Raw genomic sequence first — 17,090 nt, 5'->3', positions numbered from 1 at the left:
TGGCAAGGGGTAGCGCCTTGCCGAGCATAGACGCCCTCGCCGACAGACTGTCGGCCTACCTCGGCAAGGACCAGGTCAATCTGGTCCGCCGAGCGTATTTCTACGCCGAACAAGCCCACGATGGCCAACGCCGTCGCAGCGGTGAAGCCTACGTCACCCATCCTCTTGCGGTGGCGAACATTCTTGCCGACATGCACATGGACCATCAGAGCCTGATGGCTGCAATGCTGCATGACGTCATAGAAGACACCGGGATTGCCAAGGAAGCGCTCAGCGCCCAATTTGGCGAGACCGTCGCGGAACTGGTCGACGGGGTCAGCAAACTGACCCAGATGAATTTCGAGACCAAGGCCGAAGCCCAGGCGGAAAACTTCCAGAAAATGGCCATGGCCATGGCGCGCGACATTCGCGTCATTCTGGTCAAGCTCGCCGATCGCCTGCACAACATGCGTACGCTGGAAGTCCTGTCCGGCGAAAAGCGCCGGCGCATCGCCAAGGAAACCCTCGAAATCTATGCGCCCATCGCCAATCGGCTGGGCATGCACAGTGTGCGTATCGAATTCGAGGACCTGGGCTTCAAGGCGATGTACCCGATGCGTTCCTCGCGAATCAACCAGGCGGTCAAACGCGCCAGGGGCAATCGCAAGGAACTGGTCAACAAGATCGAAGAGTCCCTGAGTCATTGCTTGGCCGTCGATGGCATCGAAGGCGACGTCAGTGGGCGGCAGAAACATCTGTACGGCATCTACAAGAAGATGCGTGGCAAGCGTCGCGCCTTCAACGAGATCATGGATGTCTACGCGTTCCGCATCATCGTCGACAAGGTCGACACCTGCTATCGCGTGCTCGGCGCTGTACATAATTTGTACAAGCCGCTTCCCGGTCGCTTCAAGGATTACATCGCGATCCCCAAGGCCAACGGCTATCAGTCCCTGCATACGACCTTGTTCGGTATGCATGGCGTGCCTATCGAGATCCAGATTCGCACCCGCGAAATGGAAGAAATGGCCAACAACGGCATCGCAGCGCACTGGCTGTACAAATCCAGCGACGACGAGCAGCCCAAGGGCACTCACGCCCGAGCCCGACAGTGGGTCAAGGGCGTGCTGGAAATGCAGCAGCGTGCTGGCAACTCCCTGGAATTCATCGAAAGCGTCAAGATCGACCTGTTCCCGGACGAGGTCTACGTTTTCACGCCCAAAGGCCGAATCATGGAGCTGCCCAAAGGTTCTACGGCAGTGGATTTCGCCTACGCGGTACACACCGATGTCGGCAACAGCTGCATTGCCTGCCGGATCAACCGCCGACTGGCGCCGCTTTCCGAACCGCTGCAAAGTGGCTCGACCGTCGAGATTGTCAGCGCCCCCGGCGCACGTCCGAATCCGGCCTGGCTGAACTTCGTCGTCACCGGCAAGGCGCGCACCCACATTCGTCATGCACTCAAGCTGCAACGCCGCTCCGAGTCGATCAATCTCGGTGAGCGCCTGCTGAACAAGGTCCTCAACGGGTTTGAGTGCAGCCTCGACAAGATCGGTCAGGAGCGCATTCAACTGGTGCTCAACGAGTACCGGGTCGAAGTGCTGGAAGACCTGCTCGAAGACATCGGCCTGGGTAACCGCATGGCTTATGTCGTTGCCCGCCGCCTGCTGGGCGAAGGCGATCAGTTGCCAAGCCCTGAAGGCCCGCTGGCGATTCGTGGCACCGAAGGTCTGGTGCTCAGCTACGCCAAGTGCTGCACGCCAATCCCGGGCGACCCGATTGTCGGCCACCTGTCTGCAGGCAAGGGCATGGTTGTGCACCTGGACAACTGCCGCAACATCAGCGAAATCCGCCACAACCCGGAAAAATGCATCCAGCTGTCCTGGGCCAAGGATGTGACGGGCGAATTCAACGTCGAGCTGCGTGTCGAACTCGAGCATCAGCGCGGCCTGATCGCGCTGCTGGCCAGCAGCGTCAACGCGGCGGACGGCAATATCGAAAAAATCAGCATGGACGAACGCGATGGTCGCATCAGCGTGGTCCAACTGGTGGTCAGCGTGCACGATCGCGTGCACCTGGCTCGTGTGATCAAGAAACTGCGCGCCCTGACCGGTGTCACACGCATCACCCGGATGCGCGCGTAGGCCATCCCACTATCAGGAGTTCTCATGACCAAGACTGTCATCACCAGCGATAAAGCCCCTGCGGCCATCGGCCCTTACTCACAGGCCATCAAAGCTGGCAATACCGTCTACATGTCCGGACAGATCCCGTTGGACCCGAGCACCATGGAACTGGTCGAGGGCATCGAAGCCCAGATCACTCAGGTTTTCGAAAACCTCAAGTCGGTTGCCGAAGCAGCGGGCGGATCCTTCAAGGACATCGTCAAACTGAACATCTTTCTGACTGATCTGGGCCACTTCGCCAAGGTCAACGAGCTGATGAGCGCCTACTTCACCCAGCCTTATCCGGCCCGTGCAGCCATCGGCGTTGCGGCCTTGCCGCGTGGCGCCCAGGTTGAAATGGACGCGATTCTCGTCATCGAATAAATCCCCGACGGAGCGTGCCTTGCGCTCCGTTCTCCCTGAAGGAAGGAATCCGTTATGCGCTCCGCGCTCGCCATCTCGCTGCTCGCCGTCATTCTGGGCGGCTGCGCCAGCCACGCCGACCGCAATCCGGACGGCACCTGGATCAACCAGACCGCCATCGACGCCGCGGTCAAGCAAGGCAACTTGCGCCAGGCCCTGCTCGCCAATGGTCCCAACCTGGAGTGGAAAATCAACTCCAAGGCCAATCAGGCCATTTACTCCAATGGCTTCGAGCTCGGCGAAGGCAAGATCGTCAGCGCTGCCGAAGGCAAGATGCATGTCGATTTCTACGGCAACTTCTTCGAAGACCTGAGCGTCAAGGGCGACGAACTGGTCCAGGCGGCCAGCGAATCAGGCCCTGAACAGCACTTCCAGAAACCCGAAGATCCGGCACCGGACGGCGCTCAGCCAGGCAGCAGCTTCGAAAAAGCTCTGTATGGCGCCTACATGGGCGGCAAGTGGACGGTTGTAGAGGGTGACGGTAAGGGCAGCATTGTGCAATTCATGCCTGACGGCAGTGTGCAGGGGCTTCCGGAAAACGATCGTTACGCGCTCTGCCTGGCAGGCGATTGTGCAGCCATGAGCGGCGAATACGACAGCATGTGGCTGGAGAAGGCCGAGAAAGGCAACCCGTGGATTTTCGCCCGCAAAGGCAAGCAGCTGGAGATATTCCAGGCTGTGAACAACGCTGGCGCGGACCAGATGCCCGAGCTGCGTCCCGGCCCACGTCGCTGGTTGCTCGAACAGCAGTAAGCGATTCAGGCATCAGGAGCGCCCTGCTTGGCGCTCCTGATCGACCACTGTTTTAGCCCAGCAAAGCCGCATAACCGGCCCTGTAGTCCGGGTACATGGGTTTCCACCCCAACGCTCGCGCCCTGGCATTGCTGCAACGCTTGCTGCCCACGCGCTGCACGCTGACCTCCTCTGACCATTCGGTCACCCCCAGATACTCTCGGATCCACGCCACCACATCGGCCAGCGCGGCCGGATCGTCGTCGACGCCCAGGTAGCAACTCTCCAGCGCAACGCCGCGTTGATCCGCCAGCAGCACGTGCTCCAGCAGACCGGCCGCATCGTCGGCATGAATGCGATTGGCGTAGACCGGCGGATCGATCCTCACGCTGTGCCCCTGACGGACACGGTTCGACAAGTCACTGCGGCCCGGGCCGTAAATACCGGTCAGTCTCACCGCCGTGGCCGGAAACCCGCTGTTCAGCGCGACCTGCTCGGCTTCCAGCATCACCGTGCCGGTGTAGTTGCCGGGCTCGGTGGCGGAGGTTTCATCCACCCATTCCCCATTCTGCTGACCGTACACACCGCTGCTTGAAACGAAGATCAGGCGCTTTGGCCGCTGCCCGGTCTGCTCGAGCCAGCTCAACACATTACGCAGGCCCTCGACGTAAGCCATCCGGTAACCCGCTTCGTCACGCTGCGAGGGGGTCGCGCAATACACCACATAGTCCAGTGCTGCAGCAGGCCATTGGGCAGGTTTTGGCGTCTCGAACAGATCGCCCGCCACACCGTGAACACCGGCAGGAAGCTCGGAAACAGTGCGCCGCAGCCCATGCACGGTCCAGCCGTGAGGCAGCAGGCGAGTAGCGAGTCGCGAACCAATGTCGCCACAGCCGGCGATCAGAAGCGAAGGAGCTGTCATTCGGTATCTCCAGAAAAGGCGGTGTCAGTATCGTTAAAAACGCTCATCGAAACGCGACACTCGAAACAAAGCTGTAAACAGATGTAAGCATCCAGCGCTGTGCTCCCATGCGATCACGCTGGTGACTCGTCGTTCCCGAACCTGGGGTCCGAGCATTTTCAGACGACCCCGTGTTAAGCGCAAATCACGCGGCTACAATGCGCGCCTTCAACGGGATTGGCGAAGATTCACATGCGATGGAGAGACATAAAAATAGGAGACCGGACATTCTCCATGGCGCACCTTCAGCCTTTTGATCTGGTGTTTAACGTTGCGCAGGAACAGGTCACCGTCAAATTCGAGTTCGGGTTGCACTGCTTTACAGATGATAAGGGCAATGGCCACCTCATCCATTACAGAGGGGAGCGCCGTTACTTTTGCAGCGAGCGCTACAATTGCAGCACCCAGTTGGTGGAGTACATCCAGAAACGCTTTTTTCAGGGGCTGGCCGTTCCGTTTTATACGGAAAACAGCCAAAGGTATTTTTGCCTCGACCTGCATGACTATGCGATTTTTTTCTCGATCAGCAAGCCACAAGACACCACCAACCTTCTGAAGCTTCGCGTTATCTCAGCGTATGAAGTCGCTACATGGGGTCGGTCTACCCTGCCGAAAGGGAAGCCTCATAACGTTCGCTACATCCTTGAGATGCGCAACGCCGGAAAACCCGTATAGCGAAAAGCAAAAAGCCCCGTTGCCGAAGCAACGGGGCTTTTTGTGAATCTCAATATCGGCCTGTCCTTTTGCAGTTGCCTGCTTATCCCGCTCACTGGCTGGGAGTGACGTGAGTCACCGAAATCGACACCCCTTGCTGCCAAGGTTCCGGTCTGTGTCGACAGCGCAATGTTAACGCTCGCATCAAATTTGATCAACCGATGCTTTCGCAGCTTCCCTTGGCTTCTTCTCGTAGCCGAAGCCATTCGTGCCTAAAAACGCTCATCGACAGGCAAGCGTTCGGGCGAATATGTAAAAAAGATACTGTATTACTTTTGTTAACAAGAACGATTTGCAATAATGGCGGCCCATTCGTTCCCCGTGAGCGTCGACAGCACCACGCGACGCACTGGAACCATCCCCTTTTTTCCTCTCAGGTCCGGCCAGCATGAAACGCATTCAATCAATCGCTTCGCCTACCCAGATGCCTCGCCTGCCTCGTGCATGGCGCAGTATCGCAGCCCTTGTCTTGAGCCTGATGTTCGTCCCCATGGCACTCGCGGATCAATCGGCTCCGACCGCGGCCCCTGCGACCTCCACCGCATCTGCGGCAACGGCACCTGCCGCACCTGACGCAGCAGTCCCGGTGCAGGCCATGGAGCCCGCCGCCGAAGACAACAGCCTGGGCATGGCGCACGACCTGTCGCCGTGGGGCATGTATCAGAATGCCGACGTCGTGGTCAAAGCGGTCATGATCGGTCTGGCCATCGCCTCGATCATTACGTGGACCATCTGGATCTCCAAGGGTTTCGAGCTGCTGGGCGCCAAGCGCCGGTTGCGCGGCGAGATCGTCAACCTGAAAAAAGCCCGCTCCCTGACTGAAGCGAGCGCCACCGCCAGCACGGAAGGCACCCTCGCCCACCTGCTGGTGCATGACGCCCTCGAAGAGATGCGCCTGTCGGCCAACAGCCGCGAGCGCGAAGGGATCAAGGAGCGTGTCAGCTTCCGCCTCGAGCGTCTGGTCGCCGCCTGTGGCCGCAACATGAGCATGGGCACCGGCGTGCTGGCGACCATCGGTTCGACTGCGCCGTTCGTGGGTCTGTTCGGTACGGTATGGGGCATCATGAACAGCTTCATCGGCATCGCCAAGACCCAGACCACCAACCTCGCCGTGGTCGCACCCGGCATCGCCGAAGCCCTTCTGGCCACGGCGCTGGGCCTGGTCGCTGCGATCCCTGCGGTGGTGATCTACAACGTCTTCGCCCGCTCCATCGCCGGTTACAAGGCTCAGGTGTCCGATGCCTCGGCACACGTCCTGCTGCTGGTCAGCCGCGATCTGGATCATCTGCCAGAGCCGTCCGAGCGCAATCAACAACAACCGCACATGGTCAAGGTGGGCTAACACGTGGGCCTGCATCTTAACGAAGGCGGCGACGATCTCGCCGAGAACCATGAAATCAACGTGACGCCGTTCATCGACGTCATGCTGGTGCTGCTGATCATCTTCATGGTGGCTGCGCCGCTGGCGACCGTAGACATCAAGGTCGATCTGCCAGCGTCTACCGCCACACCGCAGCCCAGGCCCGAGAAGCCGATCTTTCTCAGCGTGAAAACCGACAAGAGCCTGTACCTGGGCGAAGAGAAGGTTGCCCGCGAGCAGATCGGCCAGGTGCTGGACGCCCGCACCAAGGGCAAGAAAGACACCACGATCTTCTTCCAGGCCGACAAGGGCGTGGATTACGGCGATCTGATGGAGGTCATGAACACGCTTCGGGGTGCGGGTTACCTGAAGGTCGGTCTGGTGGGTCTTGAGACGGCTGGTAAGAAATGATCAGTACGCGCCAAAAACTGACGCGCTATAGCGGTAGTCTGTTGTTGGTGCTGGCCGTGCACGCCATCGCAATCATTGTTGCCGTTCGCTGGCCTGCCCCGCAGCCTGTCGAATTGCCACCGGCCGCTATGATGGTCGAACTTGCGCCAGTGCCCGAGCCCGCTCCGCCGCCACCGCCCAAGGTCGTTCAGCCGCCCCCGCCGCCAGCCCCGGAGGAGCCGACACCGGTGCCGGAAGTCGTGCAGGCGCCGAAGCCGGAAATCGTGGTGCCCAAGAAGGTCGAGAAGCCCAAGCCCAAACCACAGCCGCCAAAGCCGCAGAAGAAGCCTGAGCCGCCCAAGGAAAAGCCTGCCGACGAAAAGCCGGTCGATACACCGCCGACCACGGCGCAACCGGCAAAGCCGGTGGCTCCCAAGCCTGCTCCTGCACCTTCGCCACCCAGCAACGCATTGCCGAACTGGCAGGGTGATTTGCTCGGTCATCTGAGCAAGTACAAGAAGTACCCTGAGGATGCACGCCGTCGTGGCATGCAGGGTGTTGCTCGTTTGCGCTTCGTGGTGGACGCTGACGGCAACGTGCTGTCCTACTCGATTGCCGCCAGTTCAGGCAGCTCTTCGCTGGACCGGGCGACCATGGAAATGATCCGTCGCGCTCAGCCTTTGCCCAAGCCGCCTAAGGAAATCCTCAACAACGGCACCATTGAAATCCTCGCACCGTTCGTTTATTCGCTGGATAAACGCTGAATTGTACTTTTGTTACTCATAAGTACTTCTGATAACGTGCGTCTATCGATCGCACCCGCTATGCTGGGGTCGCAACTTCATGGACGCACGTTATGACTCTTACAGAATTGCGCTACATCGTTACGCTCGCCCAGGAGCAGCACTTTGGCCATGCGGCGGAACGCTGCCATGTCAGCCAGCCAACGCTGTCGGTGGGTGTCAAAAAACTCGAAGACGAACTCGGCGTGCTCATTTTCGAGCGCAGCAAGAGCGCTGTACGACTGACACCGGTCGGTGAAGGCATCGTGGCGCAGGCGCAGAAAGTGCTGGAGCAGGCCCAGGGTATTCGCGAGCTGGCCCAGGCCGGCAAGAACCAGCTGACCGCCCCGCTGAAAGTCGGCGCGATCTACACCGTCGGTCCTTACCTGTTTCCTCACCTGATCCCGCAACTGCACCGGGTCGCCCCGCAGATGCCGTTGTACATCGAAGAAAACTTCACGCATGTGCTGCGCGACAAGCTGCGTAACGGCGAGCTGGATGCCGTCATCATTGCGTTGCCGTTCAACGAAGCCGACGTGCTGACCCTGCCGCTTTACGACGAACCGTTCTCCGTCCTGATGCCGGCCGACCATCCCTGGACTCAGAAAGAGACCATCGATGCCTCGGCGCTCAACGACAAGAGCCTGCTGTTGCTGGGCGAAGGTCACTGCTTCCGTGATCAGGTTCTGGAAGCCTGCCCGACGCTGGGCAAGGGCAACGAAGGCGCCAAGCACACGACAGTAGAGTCCAGCTCGCTGGAAACCATTCGGCACATGGTCGCCTCCGGGCTGGGCATTTCGATCCTGCCACTGTCGGCAGTCGACAGCCACCACTACGCGCCCGGCGTGATCGAAGTCCGCCCGCTGACGCCGCCCGTGCCTTTCCGCACGGTCGCCATCGCCTGGCGCGCAAGCTTCCCGAGACCCAAAGCTATCGAAATCCTCGCTGACTCTGCACGTCTGTGCTCGGTGGCACGTCCGAAAACAGTCGCTAGCTAGGCAGAACAGAAATGAGCGAGCTTTCCAGGGTCTCGGTCACGGCGCTCAAGGGTGTCGGCGAAGCGATGGCAGAAAAGCTGGCCAAGGTCGGCCTGGAAACCCTGCAGGATGTGCTGTTCCATCTGCCGCTGCGTTATCAGGACCGTACGCGCATCGTACCGATCGGTGCGCTGCGTCCTGGTCAGGATGCCGTCATCGAAGGCGTGGTCAGCGGTGCCGATGTGGTAATGGGCAAGCGCCGCAGCCTGCTGGTGCGGCTCGGCGATGGCACCGGGGTCGTCAGCCTGCGCTTCTACCATTTCAGCAACGCCCAGAAAGAAAGCATGAAGCGTGGCACGCACCTGCGTTGCTTCGGCGAAGCGCGTCCCGGAGCTTCCGGACTGGAAATCTATCACCCGGAATATCGGGCGATTACCGGTGATGAGCCCGCGCCCGTCGAACAGACCCTCACGCCGATCTACCCGACGACCGAAGGCCTGACCCAACAGCGTCTGCGCCAGCTGTGCCAGCAAAGCCTGGCCATGCTCGGCCCCAAAAGTCTGCCGGACTGGCTGCCTGAAGAACTGGCCCGCGATTATCAGCTGGCCCCGCTGGATGATGCGATCCGTTACCTGCATCACCCACCGGCCGATGCCGACGTGGAGGAGCTGGCCCTCGGGCATCACTGGGCGCAGCACCGACTGGCTTTCGAAGAACTGCTGACTCACCAGCTTTCCCAGCAACGCCTGCGTGAAAGCCTGCGTTCACAGCGCGCACCGGCATTGCCCGTTGCGAAAAAACTACCGAAACAGTTTCTCGCCAACCTCGGCTTTGCCCCCACCGGCGCGCAGCAGCGTGTCGGCAAGGAAGTGGCCTATGACCTCAGTCAACCCGAGCCGATGCTGCGGCTTATTCAGGGCGATGTGGGGTCGGGCAAGACCGTGGTTGCTGCGCTGGCTGCATTGCAGGCACTGGAAGCGGGTTATCAAGTGGCGCTGATGGCGCCCACCGAGATTCTCGCCGAGCAGCACTACATCAACTTCCAGCGCTGGCTCGAGCCCTTGGGCGTGGGCGTGGCATGGCTGGCAGGCAAGCTCAAAGGCAAGGCGCGCATCGCGTCCCTGGAGCAGATCGCCGGTGGCACACCCATGGTCGTCGGCACCCATGCGCTGTTTCAGGACGAAGTGCAGTTCAAGAACCTGGCGCTGGTGATCATCGACGAGCAACACCGGTTCGGCGTGCAGCAGCGCCTGGCGCTGCGCAAAAAGGGCGTTGGTGGCCTGATGTGCCCGCATCAGTTGATCATGACCGCCACACCGATCCCGCGCACGCTGGCCATGAGTGCCTACGCCGATCTGGATACTTCGATCCTCGACGAACTGCCGCCGGGCCGAACGCCGGTCAATACCGTGCTGGTTGCCGACAGTCGCCGCCTGGAAGTCGTGGAGCGGGTGCGCGCCGCCTGTGCAGAAGGTCGCCAGGCCTATTGGGTGTGCACGCTGATCGAAGAATCCGAAGAGCTGACCTGCAAGGCCGCTGAAACCACGTACGAAGAATTGAGCAGCGCGTTGGGTGACGTGCGCGTCGGGCTGATTCACGGGCGCATGAAACCTGCAGAAAAGGCCGCGATCATGGCCGAGTTCAAGCAAGGTGCGCTGCAATTGCTGGTGGCGACGACGGTCATCGAAGTCGGTGTCGACGTGCCGAACTCCAGCCTGATGATCATCGAGAACCCCGAACGCCTCGGCCTGGCGCAATTGCACCAGTTGCGCGGCCGTGTCGGGCGCGGCAGCGCGGTGAGTCATTGTGTGCTGCTCTACCATCCGCCGCTTTCACAGATCGGACGGCAGCGACTGGGCATCATGCGCGAAACCAACGACGGTTTTGTCATCGCCGAAAAAGACCTCGAACTGCGCGGCCCCGGCGAAATGCTCGGCACCCGACAAACGGGCCTTCTGCAGTTCAAGGTCGCCGACCTGATGCGCGACGCAGACCTGCTACCGGCCGTACGCGACGCGGCTCAGGCGCTGTTGGAGCGCTGGCCGCAACACGTCAGCCCGCTGCTCGACAGGTGGCTGCGTCATGGCCAGCAGTATGGCCAGGTGTGATGCAGACTATGCTTTGCAAACCGCGTGCGACCCAAATCGAATAACGTGGTTATACTTCAGAAAATGTAGGAATTTGGACATAGCTCATGACAGAAGTCGCCCACGTCAATGATCCGCACCATGCGCCGTCGGTAATCCGGCAGTTGCTTGAAAAATTGGCTATCAGCTACAACGAAGTCGTGGACGAAAAAAACCTTCCTCCAGCGCGCAAGGTTCAGGCTGTGCTGGTCGAGGACGCTGTCGGTGCATTGCTTATCCTGTTTCCGCAAAGCCAGTTGCTCGACCTCTCCCGCATCACCGAGCTGACCGGCCGCAAACTGACCGCCGTGCCGCACGAGCGGCTGGAGCGCATGCTCACCAAGCACAACCTGCGCGTACTGCCAGGTCTCCCGGCGCTGACCAGCTCACCCTGCCTTTACGACGAGCGCCTGCTTCAGGAGCCAACCCTGCTGGTGGGTTCGGGCGAGCCTGGGGTCCTGCTGGAAATCAGCAGCGACGACTTCAAGGGCATGCTGAGCAAGGCCAGCGCTGCGCACTTTGGTCAACCGGTGGCGACGATCCGGCCGAACCTCGATCGTCCTGACGACGATCCTGCAGAAATCACCCAGGCCATGCATGCCTTCACAGCGCGCCGCATCCAGCAGCGTCTGGAGGCGACCCTGGAGATTCCGCCGCTGGCCGGCACTGCGCAGAAAATCATCAAACTGCGTGTCGATCCCGATGCGACTATTGATGACATCACCGGCGTCGTCGAAACCGACCCTGCGCTGGCCGCTCAGGTCGTCAGCTGGGCCGCTTCGCCGTATTACGCGTCGACCGGCAAGATTCGTTCGGTCGAAGACGCAATCGTCCGCGTACTGGGCTTCGATCTGGTGATCAATCTGGCACTGGGCCTCGCACTGGGCAAAACCCTGAGCCTGCCCAAGGATCAGCCACAACAGACCACGCCGTACTGGCAGCAATCGATCTACACCGCTGCCGTGATCGAAGGCCTGACCCGCGCCATTCCGCGCGCCAGCCGGCCGGAGGGTGGTCTGAGCTACCTCGCCGGCTTGCTGCATAACTTCGGTTACCTGCTGCTGGCGCACGTGTTTCCACCGCACTTCACCCTGATTTGCCGCCAACTGGAAGTGAACCCGCATTTGCACCACAGCTTTATCGAGCAGCATCTGCTGGGTATCAGCCGCGAGCAGATCGGTGCGTGGCTGATGCGCTATTGGGACATGCCGGATGAGCTGTCCATCGCATTGCGTTTCCAGCACGACCCGCACTACAAGGGTGAGCATCACGTCTATGCCAACCTGGTCTATCTGGCAGTGCGCCTGCTGCGAGCCAACGGTATCGGCTCCGGTCCCGAGCAGGACATCCCGGACGAATTGTTCGATCGCCTGGGCCTGACGCGCGATAAAGCCAACGAATCGGTGAAAAAAGTGCTCGAGGCCGAAGTGCTGCTGCGCGAACTGGCGTCGCAGTTCAGCAAGTAACCTGCGGATCTAGTATGCGAATAGTGCCGACGGCTATGGCTCAGGCACTACTCCCCCGAACCTCAAAAAGGCTCGCTCTCACACTCGGTCAGGTGCTCATCAAGGCATAGCCAGGGAAACACGTTGCTAACACAGCCCGCCGCAATGGCAGCCACCCGAGTGTATCTCGCTCATCCGCGCTTCTCCTGTTCATGCCCATAATCCCTGTGACAATAAAATTCCGGCAACTGCCGAATGAAAGCTCGGTGAAAGCTTGGCCAATTAGCATCAACCCACTTCCGGCAAAAAGACCGGTTAGCCAGGAACGGATTCCGAGGTGTTTCAGGCTCAATTAACAACAATAATGGTGATTCCGATGCTTCCTGACTTCTCGTTCCACACTCTCCTTGCGCCCCCACTCCACGTACCGATCTGCTGAGCTGACTCGTTCATTTCACGTTCTGTAGCCGTATTACGTCTGGAGTATTCCCATGCTGACTTTCCTTGGCTTTGCCATGGTTATTGCGTTCATGTACCTGATCATGAGCAAGCGCCTGACTGCGCTGATCGCCCTGATCCTGGTGCCGATCATCTTCGCCCTGTTCGGTGGCTTCGCGTCGCAAATCGGCCCGATGATGCTGGCAGGTATCACCAAGCTGGCGCCGACCGGCGTGATGCTGATGTTCGCCATTCTGTACTTTGCGCTGATGATCGACTCCGGTCTGTTCGACCCGGCCGTGCGCAAGATCCTGAAAATGGTCAAGGGCGACCCGATGCGCATTTCGGTCGGCACCGCCGTACTGGCGCTGGTGGTGTCCCTCGACGGTGACGGCGCGACCACCTACATGATCTGCGTTGCCGCCATGCTGCCGCTGTACAGCCGCATCGGCATGAGCCCGCGCATCATGGCCGGCCTGATCATTCTGGCCGGCGGCGTGATGAACATGACGCCCTGGGGCGGCCCGACCGCTCGTGCGGCCAGTGCCCTGCACGTCGATGCCTCCGACATCTTCGTGCCGATGATCCCGGCCATGCTGGCAGGTGTGATCGCGATCCTGGCGATTGCCTACTTCTACGGCAAACGCGAGCGTGCCCGTCTGGGTGAACTGCACCTGCAGGGTGATGAAGTCGACCACAGCGAAATCAGCGTCTCGCAATTCCCCGACGCGCGCCGTCCAAAGCTGATCTGGTTCAACGCCGCCCTGACCCTGACCCTGATGGTCGCCCTGATCATGGGCCTCCTGCCGCTGCCGGTTCTGTTCATGATCGCGTTCAGTATCGCGATGATCATCAACTACCCGAACCTGCAGGACCAGAAAGACCGCGTATCGGCCCACGCCGGTAGCGTACTGGCGGTGGTCGGCCTGATCTTCGCCGCGGGTATCTTCACCGGCATCCTGTCCGGCACCGGCATGGTCGACGCGATGTCGAAAAGCCTGCTGGCCGTGATCCCGGATGCGCTGGGCCCGTACCTCGCCGTGATCACCGCGCTGGTGAGCATGCCGTTCACCTTCTTCATGTCCAACGACGCGTTCTACTACGGCGTACTGCCAGTGCTGTCCGAAGCCGCTGCCCACTACGGCATCAGCCCGGTGGAAATGGCCCGCGCCTCGATCGTCGGTCAGCCGGTCCACCTGCTCAGCCCGTTGGTGCCTTCGACCTACCTGCTGGTGGCTCTGGCCGGTATCGAGTTCGGCGATCACCAGCGCTTCACCCTGAAATGGGCGATTCTGGTGTGCATGTGCATCCTGGTTGCCGCGCTGCTGATGGGCATCTTCCCGTTCTATAGCAGCATGTAAGCGTCTTTAGCTGTCCCAAAACTCGCCGTCGACTTGATCGTTGACGGCGAGTTTTTGCGTTTGCGACCATCAATTGGTTGAAGGCCGATACTGCAAGGCCTCGGCCAGATGACTGCGGTTGATCGCGTCTACCTGCTCCAGATCCGCCAACGTCCGCGCCACCTTCAGCAATCGATGCGCCGAGCGTAATGAGAGGGTCAGACGCTCACACGCTGTCTCCAGCCAGCTTTCATCGACACTGGACAGCGCGCAATACTCGCGCAGCCCTGGCAGATCGAGAAACGCATTGGCACAGCCCTGACGACGTTGCTGACGGTCTCTCGCCTCAGCGACCACGGCTGCGGCACTGGCAGTGTTTTCACTGGTGGTCGGGTCAGGGTTGAGGGCGGTGGCTTCGCGAGCGACGGTCAGGTGCAGGTCGATCCGGTCCAGCAGCGGGCCGGACAACTTGTTGCGATAGCGCTGCACCTGCTCGGCGGAACAACGGCAGCGCCCGGTCGGCTCACCAAGATAGCCACAGGGGCACGGGTTCATCGCCGCCACCAACTGGAACCGCGCCGGAAAGCGCACGCGATCCCGCGCCCGGGAAATCACGATATGCCCGGACTCCAGCGGCTCACGTAAAACCTCCAGCACGCGGCGATCAAACTCCGGCAGCTCATCAAGGAATAGAACACCGTGATGCGCCAATGTGATCTCGCCAGGTTGCGGACGACTGCCGCCGCCCACCAACGCAGGCCCGGACGCCGAGTGATGCGGCTGGCGAAACGGCCGCTGCGGCCAACCGGTCAGCGGCACCTGGCTGGCAACCGACTGAATCGCTGCCACTTCAAGCGCTTCGTGCTCATCCAGCGGCGGCAACAACCCCGGCAGGCGGCTGGCAAGCAGCGTCTTGCCGGTGCCGGGTGGCCCGCTGAACAGCAGGTTATGCGCACCCGCAGCGGCAATCACCAAGGCACGCTTCGCGGCGGTCTGGCCCTGCACTTCGCTAAGGTCCGGATACGGCTTGGGCTGATGCAGCAGACCGCTGGACTGATACGGCACAATCACCGTACGCCCGTTGAAATGCGCGACCAGCTCCAGCAAGTGACTCACCGCAATCACCCGCAGCCCCGACGCCAGACAGGCTTCCTCGGCGTTCACCGCCGGGATGATCAGCGTCCGCTCCGCAGCACGCGCCGCGAGCGCAGCAGGCAGCACACCCTGAATCGGCCGAATCGCCCCCGACAACGCCAACTCGCCCAAGCATTCAACGTCCTGCAACGCCACCAACGGCACCTGCCCGCTGGCGGCCAGCAAACCCAGCGCAATCGCCAGATCGAACCGCCCGCCATCCTTGGGCAAATCAGCCGGCGCAAGGTTGAGCGTGATCCGCCGCGCCGGAAAATCCAGCCCGGAATTGAGAATGGCACTGCGCACCCGGTCCTTGCTCTCCTTGACAGCACCCTCCGGCAACCCCACCAGCGTCAGGGCCGGCAGGCCGTTGGCCAGATGCGCTTCAACAGTAACCGCCGGGGCTTCCACCCCGACCTGGGCACGACTATGGACGATAGCCAGCGACATGGATCATTCCTTGATATGAGCGATGGGCGGGTATGGTGCTTTATCTGCGGGGTGGGTGGTGAGGGGGGAATGGATACAGGGTGTGAGTGGGGTCGACAGGCACGACACTTAGTCGGCTAAAGGCTGCATGCAAAACATAGATGCGCAAATTTTTGCGCATCCGATGGCCGGGGCTTAACCAGCAAAGCCCTATATTCAAAGCGATGCGGCACACATTAACGAGTCGGCGCATGTGCGCAGACGTTTGCGCACTATTTCATGCTTTTTTTGCTCGATGTCTTTGCTTTAAATCTCCATCTATTTGTTTTTTAAGGATAAATAGACAGTCGGCACATATCTTGGAATGCACCTCTGTATACAGCGGGCGATATCGCCCGTTTCTGCGCAGAGATTCCATGCATGACCGACAAATCCGGCACCCATACACAACGACGTGCTGCAACGTTCGCCAAAACTCCCGCCACGGCCACCAGCCTGTGTCCCTTCCGAGGACCTGACGTGGCTATCGTGCCGGTGCGCTATGCGCTGGACCGCTCCCGCTACGATACCGCGCCCGAGAAGCTGAAACCGCTACTCAAGGGCAGCCGCTGGGCGGTGATGCCGAAGCTGAAAACACGCAGCTATACCCTTCGCCAGCTGTATGACGGCTACGTGTATGTCTATGACGAGACTGCCGAGACCTTTCATGAGTACGTCTCGTCAGCTGCCAATGGTCATCTGAGCCGCATCATCTGGACAGACGCACAGATCGGCAGTGACCAGCGAAGCGGTACCGACGATGGCAAACCCTTCCTGCTCTATCCGCGAAACAACCGGCTTCACATCGCCTTTTCCCCTCAGCAATGGACTTGGCGAATCTGCGAACATCTGCGCTCCAATCCGGCAAGCCGCGCGTCATGGATGAAAGCGCTGGATCTGAAACGCTACTGCATGACCATGGCCGAGCCGGATACCTTGCCACTGAACCGTATCGCCGAAGCGGTAGCGGACGTCGACAAAGAGCATGTAGTTGATGATGGCCGCTTTGCAGACTCGGCGATTCCTGCTGCTCGCCCGCCTTCGGATAGCGATGAAGGTAAGGCGCTGTTTTCACCAATCGGCGCTGACGTTTTCTGGCAGGGCAGCGTTGAAGATCAGGACAGCTCCCTGCTCATCGCCCTTGATGATCCGCTGGCCATTTTTAACGATCTGGGCATGCAACTGGCCGCCGATCAGGCCGCTTACCGCAACTGGCAAGCCGAGCACGAACACAAGCTCCAGATAGCCCAGACCGTCACCACGCTATGTGGCGCTGAAAGCGAACCGGAGAAACTGCCGGCATCGGTGCGCGACAATGCCGCGCTCACCCATCAGTACCTGAGCGACGTCGAAGCCTATTTTGAACAATGCATGTTTGAACAAGAGCAGATCGGCAACAACACCGCTCCCGGTGGCGCACTGTTGCTGTCGGATGTTTTCAAGAGCCCGGAGATGCGCAGATCGCTTGAAATGCGTTACGGCAGCGCGCCCTCCGACGAGGCCCTGCAAGTCTGGAAAGATCGCCACAAATGGCGGCGCGAGGTCGATCTGAGCGGTGCGCGTCAGTACCTTCAGCAGCACCTGCCAACCGGCGACACACTGCTGCAACAGGTGCGTGACACGCAAAGCGACTTTCGGCAATGGTCGACCTATCTA

At 60.3% G+C, this 17,090-nt stretch carries 14 protein-coding genes; 12 read left to right on the top strand and 2 right to left on the bottom strand.

The window, feature by feature from the left end:
• The first annotated feature begins 17 nt into the window (after window positions 1-17).
• Genes spoT through LIX91_RS17570 form a run of 3 tightly spaced genes read left to right on the top strand, consistent with a single transcriptional unit; the run spans window position 18 to window position 3,320 of the window.
• A complete protein-coding gene (spoT, locus tag LIX91_RS17580) occupies window positions 18-2,123 on the top strand; it encodes a bifunctional GTP diphosphokinase/guanosine-3',5'-bis pyrophosphate 3'-pyrophosphohydrolase (protein ID WP_003404001.1) in 2,106 nt (701 codons plus the stop codon).
• A gap of 24 nt (window positions 2,124-2,147) precedes the next feature.
• Window positions 2,148-2,528, top strand: a complete 381-nt coding sequence (locus tag LIX91_RS17575; protein ID WP_003313984.1) for a RidA family protein — start codon at window positions 2,148-2,150, stop codon at window positions 2,526-2,528.
• A 54-nt stretch (window positions 2,529-2,582) separates the two neighbouring features.
• Window positions 2,583-3,320 (top strand): hypothetical protein, encoded by a 738-nt coding sequence (locus LIX91_RS17570; RefSeq protein ID WP_003413993.1) that lies wholly within the window; start codon window positions 2,583-2,585, stop codon window positions 3,318-3,320.
• 52 nt (window positions 3,321-3,372) lie between these two features.
• On the opposite strand, the gene LIX91_RS17565 is transcribed toward LIX91_RS17570, so the two are convergent.
• A complete protein-coding gene (locus tag LIX91_RS17565) occupies window positions 3,373-4,221 on the bottom strand; it encodes an SDR family oxidoreductase (protein WP_003413992.1) in 849 nt (282 codons plus the stop codon).
• A gap of 273 nt (window positions 4,222-4,494) precedes the next feature.
• On the opposite strand from LIX91_RS17565, the gene LIX91_RS17560 reads away from it, so the two are divergent.
• The 8 genes from LIX91_RS17560 to LIX91_RS17525 all read left to right on the top strand — a co-directional run bounded on the left by LIX91_RS17560 (window position 4,495) and on the right by LIX91_RS17525 (window position 13,853).
• The gene (locus tag LIX91_RS17560; RefSeq protein ID WP_003413990.1) at window positions 4,495-4,935 is read left to right on the top strand and encodes a hypothetical protein; all 441 of its coding nucleotides are present in this window, start codon (window positions 4,495-4,497) and stop codon (window positions 4,933-4,935) included.
• 427 nt (window positions 4,936-5,362) lie between these two features.
• On the top strand, window positions 5,363-6,316 hold the full coding sequence (gene exbB / locus LIX91_RS17555) for a tonB-system energizer ExbB (RefSeq protein WP_226488867.1): 954 nt from the start codon (window positions 5,363-5,365) through the stop codon (window positions 6,314-6,316).
• A 3-nt stretch (window positions 6,317-6,319) separates the two neighbouring features.
• Window positions 6,320-6,745: a TonB system transport protein ExbD gene (gene exbD / locus LIX91_RS17550; RefSeq protein ID WP_002551495.1), complete on the top strand. Its 426-nt coding sequence runs from the start codon at window positions 6,320-6,322 to the stop codon at window positions 6,743-6,745.
• Complete coding sequence (locus tag LIX91_RS17545; protein WP_003413986.1) at window positions 6,742-7,488, top strand: energy transducer TonB; 747 nt, start codon at window positions 6,742-6,744, stop codon at window positions 7,486-7,488. The genes exbD and LIX91_RS17545 overlap by 4 nt, the downstream gene beginning before the upstream one ends.
• A gap of 92 nt (window positions 7,489-7,580) precedes the next feature.
• Window positions 7,581-8,504, top strand: coding sequence for a hydrogen peroxide-inducible genes activator (locus tag LIX91_RS17540; RefSeq protein ID WP_002551493.1), 924 nt, complete (start codon window positions 7,581-7,583; stop codon window positions 8,502-8,504).
• A gap of 11 nt (window positions 8,505-8,515) precedes the next feature.
• Complete coding sequence (recG, locus tag LIX91_RS17535; protein ID WP_003413985.1) at window positions 8,516-10,591, top strand: ATP-dependent DNA helicase RecG; 2,076 nt, start codon at window positions 8,516-8,518, stop codon at window positions 10,589-10,591.
• 86 nt (window positions 10,592-10,677) lie between these two features.
• Window positions 10,678-12,075, top strand: a complete 1,398-nt coding sequence (locus tag LIX91_RS17530) for an aminoacyl-tRNA deacylase and HDOD domain-containing protein (RefSeq protein WP_003413983.1) — start codon at window positions 10,678-10,680, stop codon at window positions 12,073-12,075.
• Between the two features lie 470 nt (window positions 12,076-12,545).
• Window positions 12,546-13,853 carry a CitMHS family transporter gene (locus LIX91_RS17525; RefSeq protein WP_003313973.1) on the top strand — a complete coding sequence of 436 codons (1,308 nt, stop codon included), beginning with the start codon at window positions 12,546-12,548 and terminating at the stop codon, window positions 13,851-13,853.
• A gap of 69 nt (window positions 13,854-13,922) precedes the next feature.
• Here the strand turns inward: LIX91_RS17525 and LIX91_RS17520 are convergent, their stop codons facing one another.
• Complete coding sequence (locus LIX91_RS17520) at window positions 13,923-15,416, bottom strand: YifB family Mg chelatase-like AAA ATPase (RefSeq protein ID WP_226488866.1); 1,494 nt, start codon at window positions 15,414-15,416, stop codon at window positions 13,923-13,925.
• A 399-nt stretch (window positions 15,417-15,815) separates the two neighbouring features.
• Here LIX91_RS17520 and LIX91_RS17515 point away from each other — a divergent pair.
• Window positions 15,816-17,090: toxin VasX (locus LIX91_RS17515; RefSeq protein WP_317135434.1), on the top strand; the 1,275-nt coding region annotated here is incomplete at its 3' end.

It is taken from the genome of Pseudomonas sp. B20 (genome assembly GCF_020515755.1).
Classification (GTDB): domain Bacteria; phylum Pseudomonadota; class Gammaproteobacteria; order Pseudomonadales; family Pseudomonadaceae; genus Aquipseudomonas; species Aquipseudomonas syringae.
Note: the sequence above shows the minus strand (reverse complement) of the source record. Positions and strands in the feature narration are given on the sequence as shown.